This window comes from Thermodesulfatator atlanticus DSM 21156, assembly GCF_000421585.1.
GTDB lineage: Bacteria > Desulfobacterota > Thermodesulfobacteria > Thermodesulfobacteriales > Thermodesulfatatoraceae > Thermodesulfatator > Thermodesulfatator atlanticus.
In genome coordinates, this window is the sequence record NZ_ATXH01000016.1 from 1 (window position 1) to 17,997 (window position 17,997).

Below are 17,997 nucleotides of genomic sequence, written 5' to 3' on the forward strand. Positions count from 1 at the left end.
CCTCACCGTCTTTTTGCCCCTGGGCAAAGCCTTTTTCATAGGCCTCTTGCTCAATAAGGGCAATGCGCTGGGATACTTCCGGATGAGCACGCAAATCTTCAATGCTTAATTGGGAAATATCAAAGCTTTCAGCCTCGCTCTCTGTTTCTTCAGGGAGATTTTTATTTTCTTCTTCAGTTATGATCTCTTCAGAAGATACGTTATTTTCAATGGTTGAAACATTTTCTTGATCTATCTGTTCATGTTTTTTTTGTTGTTCAGCTCTTTTTCTTTCGATTTCTTGCCAGGCTTCCTCGGGCAAAAGTTCGCAAAAGGCACTGAAATTTTCTTCTTTTTCTTCAGGGAGAAAGAAATTAAAAACCTTGGTTTTTCCGCCTTTGATTATCTTAGACAAATTCATCCTCCCCTACGGCCAGCACAATTTTTCCTTCTTGTTCAAGGCGTTTGGCCACTTTGATAATGTTTTGCTGGGCTGCTTCTACGTCAGCTACCCGCACAGGGCCCATGATTTCAAGGTCTTCTTTAAGCAACTGGGCAGCCCTTGAGCTCATATTGCTCAAGAACTTCTCACGTAGCTCTTCTGAGGCAGTCTTCAAGGCAAGCTTTAGGTCTTCGGTGGAAATCTCTTTCAAGATGGCCTGGATAGCGGTATCGTCCACCTTAAGAAGGTCTTCAAAGGTGAAGAGATATTTCCGTACTTCTTCGGCAAGGTGTGGATTTTCTTCTTCCACTTCAGAAAGAATTTCTTCTTCAAGGTCACGGCTTACATGAGAAAGGATTTCCGCCGCACGTTCAACACCGCCAAGTTTTTTGCTGAAGGTTCCACCCACCGCTTCTAATTCTTCTTCAAGGGCAGCGCTAATTTCCTGGATGATCTCAGGGTCAACTTTATCCAGCTCTGCTACCCGGTAAACCACTTCACTACGCAAATTTTCAGGGAGATGGGCTATTACCTGGCCGGCTTTGTCAGGATCAAGGTGAACCAGAATAATAGCAATAGTCTGGGGGTGTTCGTTTCTCAAGAAATTGGCAATGGTGCGCGGATCAAGACGGCGGAGTTTTTCAAAAACTTTAGGGCCAAGCTCCTGGCGTATTTCTTCGTATATCTCTTTTCCGCGTTCACCGTAGGCCTTAAGCAAACTCTGCTGCAGAAAGTCGTCAGGGGAAACCGTAAGATCAGCAAGTAACTCTCTGCTTTCCATGTTAGCTTCGTCAAGCACTTTTTTAACAGCTTCTGCAGGAATATAGTCAAGGCGTGCCATTTCAACGCCAATACGTTTTATCTCCTCTTCTGAGAGATATTTGTAAACCTCAGCGGTAAACTCTTCTCCCATGGTTAGCAGGAAGATAGCGGCCTTTTGAGGGCCAGTTAGGTTTTCAGGGTCTATTTTAACGGGCATGGGCCTCAGCCTCCTTTAAGGCTTTTTGTCTTTCTTCTTCTGATTCTTCTGCTAACCAGCGTTTTACGAGCACTGCCGCCCGCTCAGGCTGGTTATGAATGATGTTTAAGGCAATCTCTTGCGGAAGCGGAGTGGGCTCTTCAGCCTCCAGGGCCTCTTTTTCTTCTTCAGTTAAGGCCTCCTGAGGCTCTGGCTCGGGTTCAGGCTCAAGGCGCTTGAGAAAGGTCTTAAGCACCGGCCTTATCACCAGGAGCAAGAAAAGCACAATCAGGAGAAATTCAATAATAGGCCTGCTAAAGCGTTCCGCATAAGATAGCCAGCTGGCCTCAGGCTTAAGTTCCTCAAACCCCCTGAAAGGCAGCATGGTAACTTCTACGTGGTCCCCCCGGTCGGGGTTGTAGCCAATAGCTCCCTTGACCAGCTTTTCTACCTGCGCAAGCTGGTCTTCCGCAGCCTGGGCTTCGCCTTTTTTAGCCCCCTGAGAAAGAACGGCAGCATCAACCAAAACGGCTACAGAAATATTCCTTATCGTGCCGGGCATAAACTCCTGGTGCCGCACCACTTTGCTTACTTCGTAATTTCTGGTGATACTGCGCTTGGTCTCGCGCTGGGTTTGGGAAAGACTTTTGGTATTTCCTTCTACCTTGTTGGCAAGAGCCCCCTTTACCCCAGGGATCCCCCCCTCTGAAACCCCTTCTTTCGTGCTTTCTTCGCTTAGCTCACTCCTTACCGCGGTGCCCTCAGGATCATAAGTTTCTTCGTTTCTAACTTCTTTGGTAAAGTCTACATCCACGGAGACCTGCGCAATAGCATGTCCAGGCCCAAGGGCTTGGGCTAAAAGAGATTCGATTTTTTCCTGGTAAGAAGACTCAAGTTGTTTGCGGTAGGCAAGTTGCTCGGAAGTAAGGCGTTCTTCAGGGGTCTCAGCGCGATAAAGCACCTTGCCCTTAGTATCAACCACTGTTACGTTTTCCGGGCTAAGCCCTGGTACAGCGCTTGCCACCAGGTTCACTATTCCTTCTACTTCCCGGCGGGTAAGCCTTTTTCCTTCTTTTAACTTTACAAAAACAGAGGCTTTGGGCGGCTTTTCTTCCTCGATGAAAACACTTTCTTTGGGAAGGGCCAGATGGACCCTTGCGGCTTCCACCGCAGAAAGACTCATTATCGTGCGAGACAGCTCACCTTCTAAAGCCCGCTGGTAGTTTACCCGCTCAAGAAAGTCCGTGGCTCCAAGCTGGTTTTTGTCAAAAATCTCAAAGCCGGCAAGATCAGGGCTTAAAAGCCCGTGGCTAGCAAGGGCCATGCGCACCTCGGGGACTTTGTCCCGTGGGACTTTAATGGCTCCATCCTGAGAAACTTGATAGGGAATCTTTTCTTGCTTTAAAAAATCAATAACTTTGGCGGCCTGTTCTTCAGGAAGGCCGCGATAAAGGAGCCCCCATTCTGTGCGGTTGGCGTAATAAATAAGCCCAAGCAAGCCTACGGTGACCAGCAAAACTGTACCAATGGCTGCAATGCGCTGTTCTTTGGAAAGACTTGCCCAGAAGTCTCTAAGCTGTGTGATTACATCTTTAGGCGCCGGAAAGGCCATCGCTTATCTCCTTAGCTATAATTGCATGCGCATAATTTCTTCGTACGCCTGAAGCACCTTGTTGCGCACTTGAAGCAAGAAACGAAAAGAAAGGTCCGCCTTAGTAAGGGAAAGAGTTAGACCGGCAAGGTCAGGGTTTTCCCCTGAAGCAAAGGCCTTTAAGTTTTCCGCGGCCACTTTCTGTGCGGCGTCAACGGTTTTTATTTCCTGTTTGAGTAAGTTTAAAAAGTTTTCTTGCGCCTCCTGGGTTTGCTTCTTTGGCAAACTGTTAAGACCATAAGGATTACCAAGGCTGTTTATCTTCATAGCGAACTCCTTACTTCAGAATTTCCAAAGTCTTCATGGCCATAGTTTTGGTGGTAGAAACTACCGAGAGATTGGCTTCATAGGCCCTTGAGGCTGAAAGAAGCTCTACCATTTCGGTGAATACATCCACGTTTGGATAACGCACTATGCCACGTTCATCGGCATCAGGATGCCCGGGGTCATAAACTTCGCGAAATGGGCTTTGGTCTTCCACTATGGTAAGGACCTTTGGGGCGTAAAGTTTATCTGCCAGGCTTCCCAGTTCTTTTTCAAGATCTTGGGCAAAAGGTGTTGCTTCAACTATTACGTTTTCCGCACGATAAGGTTCACCTGTTAGCGTGCGGGTTACGTTTGCGTTGGCAAGATTCATAGCCGTGATGTTAAGGCGGGTGCGTTGCACCGAAAGACCACTTGAAGCCAAACGCAAAGCCGTAAGAAGTTTCATTATCTCTTACCTCCTTCGGTAATTGCCTCTTTAAGAAGAGCTATTTCTTTCATCAGGGCCTGGATGGTGGCCTGATACATGAGGTTATTTTCAGAAAGTTTGGCCATCTCCGCTTCAAGGGAAACATTATTAGGGGTCCCTTCCACAGGAGGGCTCTCTTCTTCAAGTGGGTAAGAACCATCTGGCGAAAGCCCTGGCTTAATATGCCTCGGGTTAGTGAGCTTAAGAGGAGGGCTTCCTTTAAGATATGCCTGCATGACCTTTTCAAAGGGAATGTCTTTGGCCCGGTAGCCAGGGGTGTCAACATTGGCAATGTTTGCCGCAATAACATCATGGCGTGCCAGGCGCACCTTAAGGGCCTGGGTTACCACCTGCCAGGTCTTTCCAAAAAGTTTTTCTCCTATCATATCCCCCTCCTAAAAAAGCCCGGCTTCTCTATAAACCTGGAGTTTGTTACGCAGGGTGCGCACACTGATACCAAGGATTTCCGCAGCCTTTGTTCGGTTCCCGTTGGCTGCGGCAAGGGCCTTCATAATCATTTCCCTTTCCACTTCTTTTAAGGGTTTAAGCGGAATCTCTTTACCATTGCGTTTGAAGCTCCCCGGAAATAAGTCCTCAAGCCTAATCCAGGGACCTTTGGCCAGAAGCACCCCGCGTTCAATAAGGTTTTTCAATTCACGGACATTTCCTGGCCAGGAGTACTGGGTAAGTTTTTCAAGAACTCCCTGGTCAAAACCTTTTATTTCGCGACTGTATTTCTTGGCAAAATCTTCGCAAAATTTTTGGGCAAGAAGCTTGATATCTTCTGGGCGCTCCCTTAAAGGCGGAAGCTCAACGGGTATGACGTTAAGGCGAAAGTAAAGATCTTCACGAAAATTACCTTTGGCAACTTCTGCGGCTATATCACGATTGGTGGTGGCGATAACACGCACGTCAATCTTTACGGGATAAGCCCCGCCAAGGCGGTCAACTTCGCCTTCTTGAAGCACGCGCAGGAACTTGGCCTGAAGAGCAAGGGGCATCTCAGTGATCTCGTCAAGGAGAATGGTCCCCCCGTTTGCCAGCTCAAATTTGCCAAGCTTTCTGGTAAAAGCTCCAGAGAAGGCACCTTTTTCATAACCAAAAAGCTCTGATTCCAGGAGATTCTCAGGAAGGGCCGCACAGTTTATGGCGATAAAAGGCCCTCTTGCGCGATCACTTTCCTGATGAATAAAACGAGCAAGAACCTCTTTGCCTGTCCCAGACTCACCGGTAATAAGCACAGTGGCTTTGCTTTTGGCAATCTCTTTAAGGCGAGTAAGAAGTGCCTTAAGCCTTTTATTTGCGGTAAGAAAATTCCCTTCTGTAAAAGAGTGATCGGTTTCGCGCGCGGCTTTTAAGGCTATCTCGCAAAGGAGATCCGGATCAGTAGATAGCAGCCGATAATCAAAGGCCCCTTGTTTCACCGCAGCCACCGCTTCTTCAAGATCAACTGTTGCGGTAAACAAAATAACCGGAAGAAGGGGATCATAGGTTGATAATTCTTTTAAAATGGCGAGCCTTCCTGTGGTTTCATTTTCAAGGTTTACAAGGGCAAGGGAAAACTCCCTGTCCTCAATCAGAGAAAGGGCGTCTTTTTTGTCATGAGCAAAGGCCAAAGAGGCACCTTTTTCAAGGAGCCTTTGAACAAGCTCTCCTAAATCGCCTTCTTTGGTATCAAGTATCAGGATCTCTTTACTCATCAGTAAATCTCACTTCTTGCCGCATCTACCAGTTCTTGCGCCTTGACCAAGGTAGAAGAAAGGCGCCCGTAGAGATCTTTTTCCTGGGATAACTTTTGCCAGAGCGCAAGGGCGGTTTCAGCCTCACCCTGTCTTTCAAGTAAAAGGCCTTTTATCCAAAGAAGTTCCCGGTCATCTGGAAATTTCTTTTGAAGAAAAGAAAGAACCTGGGCACAAAGACTGTATTTTTCCTCTGAAAGGGTTTTAAGAGCCAGGGTTTTACCTAAAAGAGCGTCAACCTTTTGGGCTTTCTTCAAAAGGTTAAGGGCCTTCTCGTAGCGGCCTACCTGGACATAAAGATAGAGAATTTTGTGAAGAATATCTTTTTTGAGTTCAGGGTCTTGGGTTTTTTGGTATGCGAATTCAAAGTCAGGAATGGCTGATACCAAAGCCCCCTGTGATTCTTTATAAAGCCCAAGCAAATAACGATAATAAGGATTTTCCCCCGCAGTTTCATCTTTTTCTGCATATTTTTCAAGTATCTTCCCGGAAAGGGATTTAGCCTCTTTATCGCCTTTAAGGAGTAGCTCGCATAAACTGAGAAGGTAGTCAGCTTTCCAATTAGCTGGGATGGGCAGGAAGTAGCCTTCTAGAAGGATTAGGCGCGCTTTGGTGTCAAGGCCAAGCTTAAGATAGGCCTGGGCTGCCCAGTAAAAACTCATAGCACAGCTGGCCTTTGTCAAAGCATTTTTGTGCTCAGCAAAAAACGTAATGATTTCCTGGTAGCGTTTTTCTCCCAAAAGGGCCTGCTCCCAAAGGGAAGCTGCGCGACAAAGAACCGGATAAACCTCTGATAAGTATGAAGATTTGGGATATTTCTTTAAGAAATCCCAGACGCTTTTAAGACAGGCTTCGATGTTTTTGTCCTCTAAAAGAAGCTTTATTTCAAAGGCATGGGCTTCTTCGGTGATAGGGGCATTGGGATAATCTTTTTTAAGCAAACGACAGAGATTTAAAAGGAACCTCCTGGTTTCCGGTCTTTTTATGCCAATTTTTTCTTCAAAGAGATAGCGCATCTGATAGAGTCTGAATTTGGCGTAAGTGCCTTCAGGCTCCTGCGGCCAGGAAGTATAAATAAGCTCAAAGATGCGCCGGGCAGCCCGGTAGTCTTTACGGGAAAAATAGGCCTCGCCCAGCTTAAAAAGCAAAGAAGGGGTCTCTTTTATTTGACCAGAAAGATTTAAATACTCAAAAATTTCTTCTTCAGCCTTTTTAATATTGCCTTGTTTTAAGTGGTAAAGGGCAAGGGTTTTTAAGATTTGAGGGGCCCTGGTCTTAGCAGAAGGGTTTTTTTCCAAAAAAGCCAAAAATTTTTCAGGAGACTCCCCTGCCTTAAGCAAGATCGAAATGGCCTTTGCCTTTTCTTCAAGCTTGCACTTGTCAGAAGAAAAGACCATATCAGCAAGACGTTTGGTCTTTTCAGGAATTTTGCGGGCAAGAAAAATGCGTGCCGCGATTAAGTTGCCTTCACAAATTTCCGGACATTCCGGAAACTTGGTCTTTAGAAACCTGACATAAGTCAGGGCATCTTCATAAAGACCAAGGGCTTCCGCACTTGCAGCGAGCAAGATGTATGCCCTTGGTGGAAGATCTGCTTCCTTTATTAATGGCCTTAAGAGATCCAGGACTTTTTGATAATCATTTCGTTCAAAATAGATTTCAGCGGCAAGGAGTCGCGCCTTGGCCACCAAGGGCCTTTCTTTGGGAAAGCGTTTTTCAAGTTCTTCAAGAAGGGCAAGGGCACGGTCGTGGTCACCCTCTTGGTAAAAGGTCCTGGCCTGCTCATACCACCATTTTGCCCCTTCGGTGGCGAAAGCAGGGGTAAAAAATACCAATGTAAGAAACACCAATAGAGACCCTAGCAAAACACTTTTCCTGAGGTCTGTGCTAGGATACCTTCCTATTTTTCGATCCGAAAAATGGGAACGGATCCCTTGCGGCTGTGCTGCAAACACAAATCTCGCCAATTTTGCAAAGGTCTCCAATAACAAAAAACTCATCGTGGAGCTAAAGATAGCAAAGCTTGTGCCTGAAAAGAGTAGCTCGAAAATCGACGTTATATTTGAAGGTTACATAGAGGACGGAAGGCCTAAACTAAATTTTAGCCAAAATTTTGACACTAATTCGCTTTGGGGGTCATGATTTTTTGTTTTTTCATCTTTTCGATAAGGGTGGTACGATTGATATGCAGAAGCTTTGCCGCGCGATTTTTAACCCATCCCGTCTTCTCAAGGGCCTTGATAATGAGATTTTTTTCAAACTCTGCTACCATTTGTTGTAAATAAATGCCTTCCTCAGGGATGTCAAAATCCTGGACACCTGGCGAACAACTCCCTTGAACCTTTTCAAGGATATATTCCGGCACGTCTTCTAAATCAAGGTATTCTCCGTTTGAAAGAATCACCATGCGTTCGACTACGTTTTCAAGCTCACGCACGTTTCCCGGCCAATTATGGCCCATAAGGCAGGAAAGGGCTTCTTTGGTAATGCCTTTTATGTTTCTTTTTTTCTGGCGGTTAAAACGTGCCAAGAAATGGTCAATCAAAAGTGGAATATCTTCTTTACGCTCCCTTAACGGGGGGAGTTTGATGGGGATGACATTCAAACGGTAATAAAGATCTTCGCGAAAACGACCTTCTTTTACTTCTTTTTCAAGATCTTTATTGGTAGCGGCAATGACCCGAATATCGACCTTGATAGAGCGCGTCCCCCCTACCCTTTCGAAAGCATGATCCTGAAGCACCCTCAAGAGCTTTACCTGGAGCTTGGGGCTCATCTCAGCGATTTCATCAAGAAAGATGGTACCCCCATGGGCCAGCTCAAAGCGGCCGATACGTGTTTTCACCGCACCGGTAAAAGCGCCACGTTCATGACCAAAAAGTTCGGACTCAAGGAGTTCTTCAGGAATAGCCCCACAATTAACCGGCACAAATGGCCCATCACGTCTGCTGCTTGCGGCATGAATAGCCCTTGCCACAAGTTCTTTCCCTGTTCCTGATTCTCCAAGCACCAAAACTGTTGCTTCGGTGTCGGCGACTTTCTCAATAAGGGAAAATACTTGGCGCATGGGTTTGCTTTTACCGACGATTTCTCCGTAGCCCCATTGCTGCCAGAGCTTGCGGCGCAGGTATTCGTTTTCTCGACGCAGACGCCTCGTCTCAAGGGCCTTTTCAAGGGTGAGCATAAGCTCATCTAGGGCAACAGGCTTGGTTAGAAAATCGTAGGCACCTTTTTTAATGGCCTCTACCGCGCTTTTGATGCTGCCGTGGCCAGTAAGAATGATACAAATGGTTTCAGGCGTATGCTCGACTATATACTCCAGGACCTCAAGCCCGGTCAGCTTGGGCATGGCAAGATCAGTAATGGCGACATCGTAAAAAGACTCACTCAATTTTGCTATGCCTTCTTCGCCATCATGGGCTACTTCCACTTCAAAACCTTTTTCCAGCAAGAAATCCTTGACGATTTCCGCTTCTGCGGGATTATCTTCAATGACCAGAATTGATTCACGCATAAACCCACCTTTTAGACTTGCAGAATTCCCCAAAGAAAATACCTTTGAAGGTTAAAGTGTGTCAATTTTTTTCTGTCATAAAATTGACGGAGGTCCAAATGAACTATCCGCCCCCGCATCCTCTGCTTTATCAGGATTTGGTGCGCCAGGCCTTGAAAGAAGACCTTGGCCATGGTGATGTCACCACTGACACTTTAATCCCGCCAGAGGAAAAAGGCATAGGTCTTTTGCGTGCCAAGGAAGACCTTGTGATTTGTGGTTTGCCCATAGTCCAAACCGTCTGGACTGAAGTAGATCCGCAAGTTGTTTTCGTCCCCCTTAAAAAAGACGGCGAAGAAGTTAAAAAAGGCGAAGTGGTGGCAGAAGTAAGGGGACGAGTGGCTTCTATTCTAAAAGGTGAAAGAGTATGCCTTAATTTTGTGCAACATCTTTCAGGCGTGGCCACCCTTACCAGAAAGTTTGTGGAAAAAGTCAAGGACCTAAAAGTCAAAATCGTAGATACCAGAAAGACTCTTCCGGGTTTTCGTGTGCTAGAAAAATATGCCGTTCTTTGTGGTGGCGGAAGAAATCATCGTTTTGGTCTTTCTGACGGGGTTTTAATCAAAGACAATCACATCAAAGCCTGTGGGTCTGTGGCAGAGGCTGTAAAAAGAGCCCGAGAGTTTTTACCCCATGTCTATCGCATAGAAATTGAAGTAAGAAACATCGAAGAATTAAAAGAAGCCATCAAAGCAGGCGCAGAAGCCCTTTTGCTTGACAATATGGACCATGAGACTTTAAAAGAAGCAGTCCAGGTGGCCCGCAACTTAAAGCCAGAGATCCTCCTTGAGGCCTCTGGAGGGGTAACCCTTGAAAACGTGCGTGAAGTTGCTAAAAGCGGGGTCGATTTTATCTCAGTAGGACGGCTTACGCACTCAGCGCGCGCCATGGACCTGAATTTGAAAATAGTCAAAATTCTTTCTTGAGATTTTCAAAATTTTAGTTATGTTAACGTAACTCTACCAAAATACTATGAAAAGGAGGAAAAAATGGGGCTTGATGAGATAAAAATTAGCCGAGCCATCGTTGAAAGGTATTTCAAAAAACTTACTGACTATCTTGAGATGGACGTAGCGGTGGTTGGTGCAGGCCCCTCTGGGCTTATGGCTGCCTACAAGTTAGCCACCAAGGGCTTTAAGGTGGCAGTATTTGAAAGGCGGATGAGTATTGGTGGGGGCATCTGGGGCGGTGGAATGATGTTTAACGAAATCGTCGTCCAGGAAGAAGGGGCAAGACTTTTAAAAGAAATCGGCGTGCGCACGGAGCCCTGGGATGACGGAACCTACTACACTGCTGACTCGGTAGAAGTGGCTTGCTTGCTTGCAGCCAAATGCCTTCAGGCAGGAGCCAAAATCTTTAACCTCATCATGGTTGAGGACGTCATGGTTAGAGATAACCGTGTGGTGGGACTAGTGCTTAATTGGAGTGCCACCGAAATAGCTGGCCTTCACGTTGACCCCCTTGCCGTACGCTCCAAGTATGTTATCGAGGCCACCGGGCACGAGACCGCAGTTCTTCGCGTTATGCAAGAAAAACTTGGCGCCAAACTAAACACTGAAACAGGAAAAATCATGGGTGAAAAATCCATGTGGGCTGAGGTGGCGGAAAGTCTTACAGTTAATTATACCCGCGAAGTTTACCCTGGGGTCTTTGTGGCTGGCATGGCGGCCAATGCTACCTTTGGGGCTTACCGCATGGGGCCTATCTTTGGAGGCATGCTCCTTTCAGGGGAAAGGGCTGCAGAGCTCATCGCCGAAAAACTAACTAATGAAAAATAAAGAAGGGGGCACATGCCCCCTTCTTTTCTGTCTAAGGCATCTCCGGAAAAACAATGATCTTCTTTTCCTGATGTATAAGATCTCCTTTTTTGCCACTTATGTAATAGTAGACGTTAACGTTTACCTCGGCTTTTTCTACGTTTTTATCAAGAGTTATAAAAAATCTTTCATGTTGTGTCTTAAGAGGCTGAAGGGTTAGATCAACTATTTCTTTGATTTGCCAGGCACCGTAGCGCATGAAGCCGTCAAGGTCTAAGCCAATTTCAAAGTAAGTGCGGGAATCTTTGTACAAAACCTTGCCAGAAGAAAGATCCTTAGCGGTCACTTCCAGGACCACTTTGCCAGACCAGAGTCAGCCGTCAGGGACACGGTGTCCGGCCTTGTTAGTTAAGAAGGCCTCAACGTTTATCGCAAGTACCCATTTCCCTACGCCGTATCGAAAACCTGTTATTTCCGCCTGCAGTTCAATACCTTCTTTTACAATCTCAAGATCATGCCCACCGGGGAAGCGATGGCCACGGTCTTTGGCACGCATATGACAATCCTGACAAGTCTTTCTTCCACCTTGTCCCAGGTAGTTGTGGACATAACTGCCAGAGAGGGTGTTACACATTATGCTTTCACCGTCTGGAGCAATGTATTCACCATGGCATTGGGTGCAGAAAAACGCCCTTTTAAGAGAAGGATGGTACTCTGTCTCATGATCGGCTTCTACGTCTTCATTAGCAGTGTATATGACGTTTGGGTCAATATGGCCTGTAATTCCAGGGGCGGTTCCCGCTACTTTTATATTATGGCAACCGTAACAGGAAACATTTAATTGACTCAGCTTTGCCAAGGCCCTTTCCTTTTCTGCACCAGTTGCCTTGCGGGCGGTTATCATGAGATCCGCTATCTCTCCCGCAAGGCGATCCGTGGCGTACTTTATTTGGGGCAAATGACAATCAAGACATTTCATAATTTCTTCTTTGTCGAGTTTTTTCTCCCATTCTTTGGGGACCCCAACCAGGAAAAAGTTGGTTATTCCCTTGATAGATGAAACCATAGAGCGCGCATGATAGGATTCTTTCCACTGTTCATAGACGTCCTCATGACACTCGGCGCATCGTTTAGCATCATAGGTTCTAATGAAAGTATCTAGATCATCAATGGGCTCAGAGGGAAACTTTAAGCCTTCACCTGCTTGTGAAATAGCAACCAATAAAAAAAGCCAGCCAAAAACAAACAAATATCTCATGGCACCCTCCAAATATGTTATTTTTAATCTAAAATATCAAAAATTGAAAAAGACTGTCAAGGAAAATATATATTTCTAAAGTAGGATATTAGGAGGAAAAATGGCCGGAAATAGTTTCTTACAGGAAATTTTAGAAGCAAACCAGAATTTTAGAAAAAAAACAAATGTTAAAACTTTTGAAGCTTACCGAGAAAACCAAAGTCCTGTAGCAACCGTGGTCATGTGTTCGGACTCACGTTTGCAGCTTGAGATACTTTTCTCAGAGACAATCAACAAAATTTTTGTGGTACGAAATATCGGCAACCAAATAATGAATAATCAGGGCTCAGTAGATTATGGTGTACTTCACTTAAAAACACCTTATTTGTTAATTATCGGGCACACCAATTGCGGTGCCATTAAAACTGCTTTGACAGATTATTCAAAGAAAACCTCAGGGATAGTATCAGAATTGAATTCTTTGCAACTGCCTCTTAAAAATTTCAAAGCTGACTTTTCCCCATTTCTCTGGCAAAAAGCAGTTGAAGCAAATGTTGATTTTCAGGTAAGTTGGGCGCTGGAAAGATATACTGCTTTAGTAAAAGCCAATGAATTAGCGATAATAGGCCTTATATATGATCTTTCCAATTATTATGGGAAGGGTTTTGGCAGAATACACTTAAAAAACATAAACGGAGAAAAAGAACCAGCAGCACTTTTAAAACATAATTTTTTACAAACTCTATCACCAGAAGAAAAAAATTTGCTCGTAGCACCTTTTGTAAAATGAAGGAAATTAGCATTGTTGCAAGCACCACCGCAGGGGATCTATTCCTATTTTTCGAAACGAAAAAAGAACCGATCCTGGAAGAGACCCATTGCAAAGTGAGGTTATTTAGTCGTCTTGAGGGAAAACTATTCTTCCGGCCTGACTTACGTCATAACCCGTGAGTTCGGCTGCCAAAAGTTTAAAGTCTTCCTCCTGAAGCAGGCCGAGTAATTTCTGAATATTTTTTTGGAAAAAAGTATCTTTGGGTATCAGTAAGTCGTAGCGCTCGCGTTTAATCGGAATAAAATCAAGCCCCAAAAGTTTTGCTATGGCCCTGATAGCAAGACCTGTATCAGCACGCCCTGAAAGAACCTCAAGGCCTACTTCGAGATGCGTGTTAAATTCGTTTTCAAAACCGCAAATCTTTTTAAAGGATACACCTAGTTTTTTAAGCTCGTGTTCAAGCAAAACCCTCGTCCCTGTGCCTTTAGGGCGATTGGCATACGTTATGTCGTCTCTTGTTAAGTCTTTTAATGACTTAATGTTTTTGGGGTTTCCCGGAGCCACCAAAAGCCCCTGCTCCCTGAAACAAAAATTAACCACCACGGGTAAAAACTCACCAAAATGCTCTCTTAAGTAAGCGAAGTTATAATTTTTTTCATCTGATTCTAAAAGATGGGCGGTGGCGATATGACAAAGCCCATCTTTTAAGGCCCCGATCCCCCGAAGGCTTCCCACAGAACCAAATACCGCCACCGATTTGGCGTAGCGTTTGTTATAAAGACTCAAAGTTCTTTCAAGTAACAAATCATTACTTCCAATAACTATGACTAACTCCCCCTCAAAATCTAAGGCCTTCCCAGGATGATTTACAACGTGCTTCTCTAACCATTTTTCTACGAGATGGCGTGGGAAGAGCCACTTGCCGGTAACTTTGGTGGCTGGAAGCCCTTTTTCATTGATTAGCTGATAGACAATTTTTTCATTGACATCAAGTAAAGCTGCAACTTCTTTGGTTGTTAAATAAGTCTTTAGGTTATTTTTTATCATTTTCTTCCCTCCAATTGTTCATATATTATAAACATGACTTTAATTCCTTGACATAAACTTTTACATACTCTACATTGCTGCCAAAATTTAAAAGGAGGCATTTATGAGAAAGTTTAGCCTGTTTTTATTTCTTTTGTGTGTCTTTTTGGTAAGCTCAGTTTGGGCTGGAGATAAAGTCCTGCGCATGGCCACTACCACCAGCACTGACAATACCGGTCTTCTCGACTATCTGGCCCCTTTGTTCAAAAAAGACACAGGCATTGAACTTCAATGGATCGCCGTGGGAACTGGAAAAGCCCTGCGTATGGGGCAAAACTGTGATGTGGATATTCTCATGGTGCATGCTCCCCCTGCAGAAAAAAAGTTTATGGCCAAAGGATACGGTATAGACCGCAGAGAATTTATGTATAACGATTTTATCGTGGTTGGCCCCAAAGACGACCCGGCCCGCATCAAAGGGCTGCCTGTGACAGACGCTTTCAAAAAGATAGCTCAGAAAAAAGCACTTTTTGTAAGCCGTGGTGATGACTCTGGCACCAACAAAAAAGAAAAATTGATCTGGAAAAAAGCAGGAATAGACCCAAAATCCCTTGAAAAAGAACCCTGGTATCTTCAAACTGGCCAAGGAATGCTTGCTACTTTGCGCATTGCTGCTGAAAAAAAGGGCTACACTCTGACCGATCGAGGAACTTTCATCAAATATGAAGCCTATTTAAAAACAAAGCCCGTTTTGAGCATTCTGGTAGAAGGAGATCCTCTTCTCAAAAATCAATACAGTGTAATCATTATAAATCCTGAGAGATGCCCCAATGTTAAAGTAGATTTGGCAAAAAAGTTTGCAGACTGGATAACATCCCCGCGCGGGCAAGAAGCCATTTCAAATTTCCGCCTCATGGGTAAGAAACTTTTTATCCCTAACGCTAAATAAAGTTGGCGGGCGTTAAGCCCGCCCGCTATGATAAGTAAGCAAAAAACAGGCACACTACATGACGCAAGAAATCTGGGAAGGTTTTATCAAGGCCTTCGAACTTTTACTTAGTAAAGACCCAGAAACCTACTCTGCTATTTATACCACCCTTAGAGCCACGAGCTATTCCATGATAGCAAGTCTTTTAATCGGTGTGCCCTTGGGTTTTGCCTTGGGATATTTCGATTTTCGAGGAAAAAAATTCTGCCGCACTTTGGTCCATACCCTGCTTGCATTACCAACGGTTTTTATCGGCTTAATGCTTTATATTCTTCTCAGTAGAAGTGGTCCTTTGGGGAATTTGGGGCTTCTTTTCACTGTCCCTGCCATTGCTATTGGACAAACTATTTTAGCACTCCCCATAGTCATTGCCTTAACTTCTACCGCAATTGAATCTCTTGACAAAGGGCTTCGTTTAACCCTTATGACTTTGGGTGCCAGCAAAAGGCAGTTGCTTTTTTCCTCGCTCTGGGAAGCACGTTATGGCATCCTTGCTGCGGCTGTAACCGCTTATGGGCGCGTGCTCACAGAAGTTGGTATCTCTCTCATGGTTGGTGGCAATATCAAATGGCACACCCGCACCATCACCACGGCTATAGCCCTTGAGACTGCTAAAGGCGAATTTGCGATGTCACTTGCCCTTGGCTTTGTTTTGCTTTTTATTGCTTTTGCCGTAAATTTTTCGCTGGCTTATCTTAGAAGACGTGTATGAACATCCTTGAATTAAAACATGTAACCCAAAAATACAAAAACCGAACTGTAATTAACGTTCCATACCTTGCGCTCACCCAAAACAAAATTATAGGTCTTTACGGACCAAACGGCGCTGGTAAAAGCACTCTCCTGCGTATCATGGCCCTTCTTGAGAAACCTTCAAGTGGCGAAGTAATTTACAAAGGGAAAAAGGTCTTTCCTTTTTCTAAAGAAGCGCGCGAAATAACGCTCCTTACCCAACAACCATATTTACTTAAGCGCTCAGTTTTTGAAAATGTCGCCTACGGGCTAAAAATACGCGGCCTAAAAAAGCACCTGGAAGAAAGAGTTTATGAAGCCCTTGACTTGGTAGGCCTTGATAAAAGTTTTGCTAAAAGACCTTGGTATGCCCTCTCAGGCGGAGAGGCCCAAAGGGTGGCTCTGGCTAGCAGGCTCATATTAAAGCCAAAAATATTGCTACTTGATGAACCAACCGCAAGCGTTGACCTTTACAGTGCGCAACTAATAAAAGAAGCAATTCTTAAGGCGGTCAAATCTTGGGACGCCACATTGGTTATCGCAAGCCATGATCGTCCTTGGCTGAATGAAATATGCAAAGAGACTTGGCACGTTTTAAAAGGACACGTTTTTGCAGGAGAACAAAAAAACTTCATTTTTGGCCCGTGGATAAAAAAGAAAAATAAGCTGGTAAAAAGATTTAAAGATGGCCAAGAAGTGGCGTTTCAAAAACCCCTAGACTCTAGCGAGAAAGATATCGCTGTGATAGAAACAACAAAAATTAAAATAGTACCTTCGCAAGTTTCAAATAGCCTTTTTCTTGAAGTATCCCAAATAAGCCTTGGTCCTGATAGCAAGAGCGTGTTGGTATCTCTTCGCTTGGAAGATTTTTCTCTCTCGCTCAGTTTAACTAGAGAAAAGATCTCGGAACTAAGCCTTTTACCTGGCAAAAAATGCTATGTGTCTCTACCTCACGAAGTTAAATGGCTTTAATTATTCCCTTATACCGAGAACGGATTATCAATATTTCTGAGGTATTTGCAAAATTGCCAAGATATGTTTTGCAAGCCAAACTGCAGAGGGGATCCGTTCCTATTTTTCGAAACGCAAAATAGGAACGGATCCTAGCCGGACCTTAAAAGATAATTAGTGTCTGATAAAGTGTGCTAATGAATGATGATGAGCTAACTTTTCTTCTGCAAAAACTTCTTTTAAAGTAAGGATATACTTAACGCCTCGATGCTGGGAAAGGAAATTTTTCAATACCTTTTCAGGCTCTCCAAATTCAACCACCTGGGTGACTTTCACGTTGGGATAACGTTCTTTCCAGGGGGATAATCCCTGAGCAGCTCTTTTTTGAAATTTTTCTCTCCATTTTCTCCGGTGTTCTGTATCTTTAGCATGAGTTGTCTGTACAAAAATATTTAAAACATACAATTCAGTTTGCATTTTTTCTGCTAAATCAAACGCCTGAGTCATAAGTCTTTCGGAAAAATTTGCCCCCTCACACACCGCAAGAACTTTTTTACCTCTCAAGCGCGCTACAATTTTTACCGCATGGTATGGCTCGCCTCCTTCAGCAAAAGCTGCTGCTGCTGCGGCCTCGATAGAATTTTCCAAAATGTTTTCCAACGCCCTAGAGCGGATCTTAACATCACTGGTTTCTTTAATATCAAGCCACTGTTGGGCTTCCTCAAACTCTCCTGCCTCTGCAAAGGCAACTGCTGCCATGGTGCGCGAAAAAGGAGAAACTTGAGTGGAGGGAGCCAGTCCCCAGCGGCGGGCCATCTTTTGGGCTTCTTCTAATTCGCCCGCTTCTGCAAAGGTTGACACTACAAAACTATCCCATAAACGTCGCCATAAACTACTAGCTAAAGCCATATCTCTTCACCTCTTTTTTAAATTTTATTTTTTGCTGAAACCAAAACAATAGGACACGAAAACTCCCTACCTATCTTGTTTAGTAAACTCTTAAACTTTGGACTATCACACGCAAAAATAATCATATTGATTTTTTTTAACGACCTAAGATAAGCTGGCAAAGCCTTTCTTAAATCTTCTTCTATTATGTCTATACAATGAGGAATTTCCTCGCACTTCTTTTTGAATAACTCTTCAGAGCAAGAACCTTGCCACACAATCCTCAAAGCACTTTTAGAACTTACACATAAGTTTTTTACATAAGAAACTGTTCTGTCCGAGATATTTTTCCCCTTACCCGCCAAAACAACCCACCCATTTGTCCCCAAAATATTTTGGGCGGTTTCATAATCTCCAGCTTCTGCAAACGTAGCTGCGGCAAAAGATTTTTCCCACTCTCTTTTGAAGCGTTCCCACTTACTCATTCCGCAACCTCCTCAACGACTTTGTTATACAAAAAACATGCCAAAAATAATCTAGCCTGTTTTTGCCGGTGTGAGCAACGATAAGAGAAAAACATAAGAACATAAG

General features: G+C 44.4%; 19 protein-coding genes. 6 read left to right on the plus strand and 13 right to left on the minus strand.

Annotated elements, in window-relative coordinates:
- The 9 genes from H528_RS13100 to H528_RS0107360 all read right to left on the minus strand — a co-directional run.
- A partial coding sequence (locus H528_RS13100) for a hypothetical protein (RefSeq protein WP_033396405.1) occupies positions 1 to 394 on the minus strand: 394 nt, incomplete at its 3' end.
- Positions 387 to 1,400, minus strand: coding sequence for a flagellar motor switch protein FliG (gene fliG, locus H528_RS0107320; protein WP_022853676.1), 1,014 nt, complete (start codon positions 1,398 to 1,400; stop codon positions 387 to 389). The genes H528_RS13100 and fliG, both read right to left, overlap by 8 nt.
- Positions 1,390 to 2,991 carry a flagellar basal-body MS-ring/collar protein FliF gene (gene fliF, locus H528_RS0107325; protein WP_022853677.1) on the minus strand — a complete coding sequence of 534 codons (1,602 nt, stop codon included), beginning with the start codon at positions 2,989 to 2,991 and terminating at the stop codon, positions 1,390 to 1,392. Before fliF ends, fliG begins: the two co-directional genes overlap by 11 nt.
- Positions 2,992 to 3,006: 15 nt before the next feature.
- Complete coding sequence (gene fliE / locus H528_RS0107330) at positions 3,007 to 3,297, minus strand: flagellar hook-basal body complex protein FliE (protein WP_022853678.1); 291 nt, start codon at positions 3,295 to 3,297, stop codon at positions 3,007 to 3,009.
- Between the two features lie 10 nt (positions 3,298 to 3,307).
- The gene (gene flgC / locus H528_RS0107335; RefSeq protein ID WP_022853679.1) at positions 3,308 to 3,742 is read right to left on the minus strand and encodes a flagellar basal body rod protein FlgC; all 435 of its coding nucleotides are present in this window, start codon (positions 3,740 to 3,742) and stop codon (positions 3,308 to 3,310) included.
- Positions 3,742 to 4,149, minus strand: a complete 408-nt coding sequence (flgB, locus tag H528_RS0107340) for a flagellar basal body rod protein FlgB (RefSeq protein ID WP_022853680.1) — start codon at positions 4,147 to 4,149, stop codon at positions 3,742 to 3,744. Before flgB ends, flgC begins: the two co-directional genes overlap by 1 nt.
- A gap of 9 nt (positions 4,150 to 4,158) precedes the next feature.
- Positions 4,159 to 5,463 carry a sigma-54-dependent transcriptional regulator gene (locus H528_RS0107345; protein ID WP_022853681.1) on the minus strand — a complete coding sequence of 435 codons (1,305 nt, stop codon included), beginning with the start codon at positions 5,461 to 5,463 and terminating at the stop codon, positions 4,159 to 4,161.
- Positions 5,463 to 7,349, minus strand: coding sequence for a tetratricopeptide repeat protein (locus tag H528_RS0107350; RefSeq protein WP_022853682.1), 1,887 nt, complete (start codon positions 7,347 to 7,349; stop codon positions 5,463 to 5,465). The genes H528_RS0107345 and H528_RS0107350 overlap by 1 nt, the downstream gene beginning before the upstream one ends.
- A 272-nt stretch (positions 7,350 to 7,621) precedes the next feature.
- Positions 7,622 to 9,016: a sigma-54-dependent transcriptional regulator gene (locus tag H528_RS0107360; RefSeq protein WP_022853684.1), complete on the minus strand. Its 1,395-nt coding sequence runs from the start codon at positions 9,014 to 9,016 to the stop codon at positions 7,622 to 7,624.
- A gap of 98 nt (positions 9,017 to 9,114) precedes the next feature.
- Here H528_RS0107360 and nadC point away from each other — a divergent pair, with 98 nt between their 5' ends.
- The gene (gene nadC, locus H528_RS0107365) at positions 9,115 to 9,981 is read left to right on the plus strand and encodes a carboxylating nicotinate-nucleotide diphosphorylase (protein ID WP_022853685.1); all 867 of its coding nucleotides are present in this window, start codon (positions 9,115 to 9,117) and stop codon (positions 9,979 to 9,981) included.
- Positions 9,982 to 10,044: 63 nt separating this feature from the next.
- Positions 10,045 to 10,833 (plus strand): sulfide-dependent adenosine diphosphate thiazole synthase, encoded by a 789-nt coding sequence (locus H528_RS0107370; protein WP_022853686.1) that lies wholly within the window; start codon positions 10,045 to 10,047, stop codon positions 10,831 to 10,833.
- Between the two features lie 31 nt (positions 10,834 to 10,864).
- Here H528_RS0107370 and extKL read toward each other — a convergent pair whose 3' ends face one another.
- Entirely contained in the window at positions 10,865 to 12,070 is a 1,206-nt protein-coding gene (gene extKL / locus H528_RS0107380; protein WP_281167628.1) for a multiheme c-type cytochrome (seleno)protein ExtKL, read from the minus strand.
- A gap of 100 nt (positions 12,071 to 12,170) precedes the next feature.
- On the opposite strand from extKL, the gene H528_RS13105 reads away from it, so the two are divergent.
- A complete protein-coding gene (locus H528_RS13105) occupies positions 12,171 to 12,839 on the plus strand; it encodes a carbonic anhydrase (RefSeq protein WP_022853689.1) in 669 nt (222 codons plus the stop codon).
- A gap of 105 nt (positions 12,840 to 12,944) precedes the next feature.
- Here the strand turns inward: H528_RS13105 and H528_RS0107390 are convergent, their stop codons facing one another.
- Entirely contained in the window at positions 12,945 to 13,868 is a 924-nt protein-coding gene (locus H528_RS0107390) for a helix-turn-helix transcriptional regulator (RefSeq protein WP_022853690.1), read from the minus strand.
- A gap of 103 nt (positions 13,869 to 13,971) precedes the next feature.
- On the opposite strand from H528_RS0107390, the gene H528_RS0107395 reads away from it, so the two are divergent.
- Genes H528_RS0107395 through H528_RS13110 form a run of 3 tightly spaced genes read left to right on the plus strand, consistent with a single transcriptional unit; the run spans position 13,972 to position 16,539 of the window.
- Positions 13,972 to 14,796 (plus strand): ABC transporter substrate-binding protein, encoded by an 825-nt coding sequence (locus H528_RS0107395; RefSeq protein WP_022853691.1) that lies wholly within the window; start codon positions 13,972 to 13,974, stop codon positions 14,794 to 14,796.
- A gap of 58 nt (positions 14,797 to 14,854) precedes the next feature.
- A complete protein-coding gene (locus H528_RS0107400; RefSeq protein WP_022853692.1) occupies positions 14,855 to 15,547 on the plus strand; it encodes an ABC transporter permease in 693 nt (230 codons plus the stop codon).
- Complete coding sequence (locus tag H528_RS13110) at positions 15,544 to 16,539, plus strand: energy-coupling factor ABC transporter ATP-binding protein (protein WP_022853693.1); 996 nt, start codon at positions 15,544 to 15,546, stop codon at positions 16,537 to 16,539. The genes H528_RS0107400 and H528_RS13110 overlap by 4 nt, the downstream gene beginning before the upstream one ends.
- Before the next feature lie 153 nt (positions 16,540 to 16,692).
- Here H528_RS13110 and H528_RS0107410 read toward each other — a convergent pair whose 3' ends face one another.
- Positions 16,693 to 17,427 (minus strand): adenine nucleotide alpha hydrolase family protein, encoded by a 735-nt coding sequence (locus H528_RS0107410; RefSeq protein ID WP_022853694.1) that lies wholly within the window; start codon positions 17,425 to 17,427, stop codon positions 16,693 to 16,695.
- Between the two features lie 17 nt (positions 17,428 to 17,444).
- Complete coding sequence (locus H528_RS0107415; RefSeq protein ID WP_022853695.1) at positions 17,445 to 17,891, minus strand: hypothetical protein; 447 nt, start codon at positions 17,889 to 17,891, stop codon at positions 17,445 to 17,447.
- Positions 17,892 to 17,997: the final 106 nt, after the last annotated feature.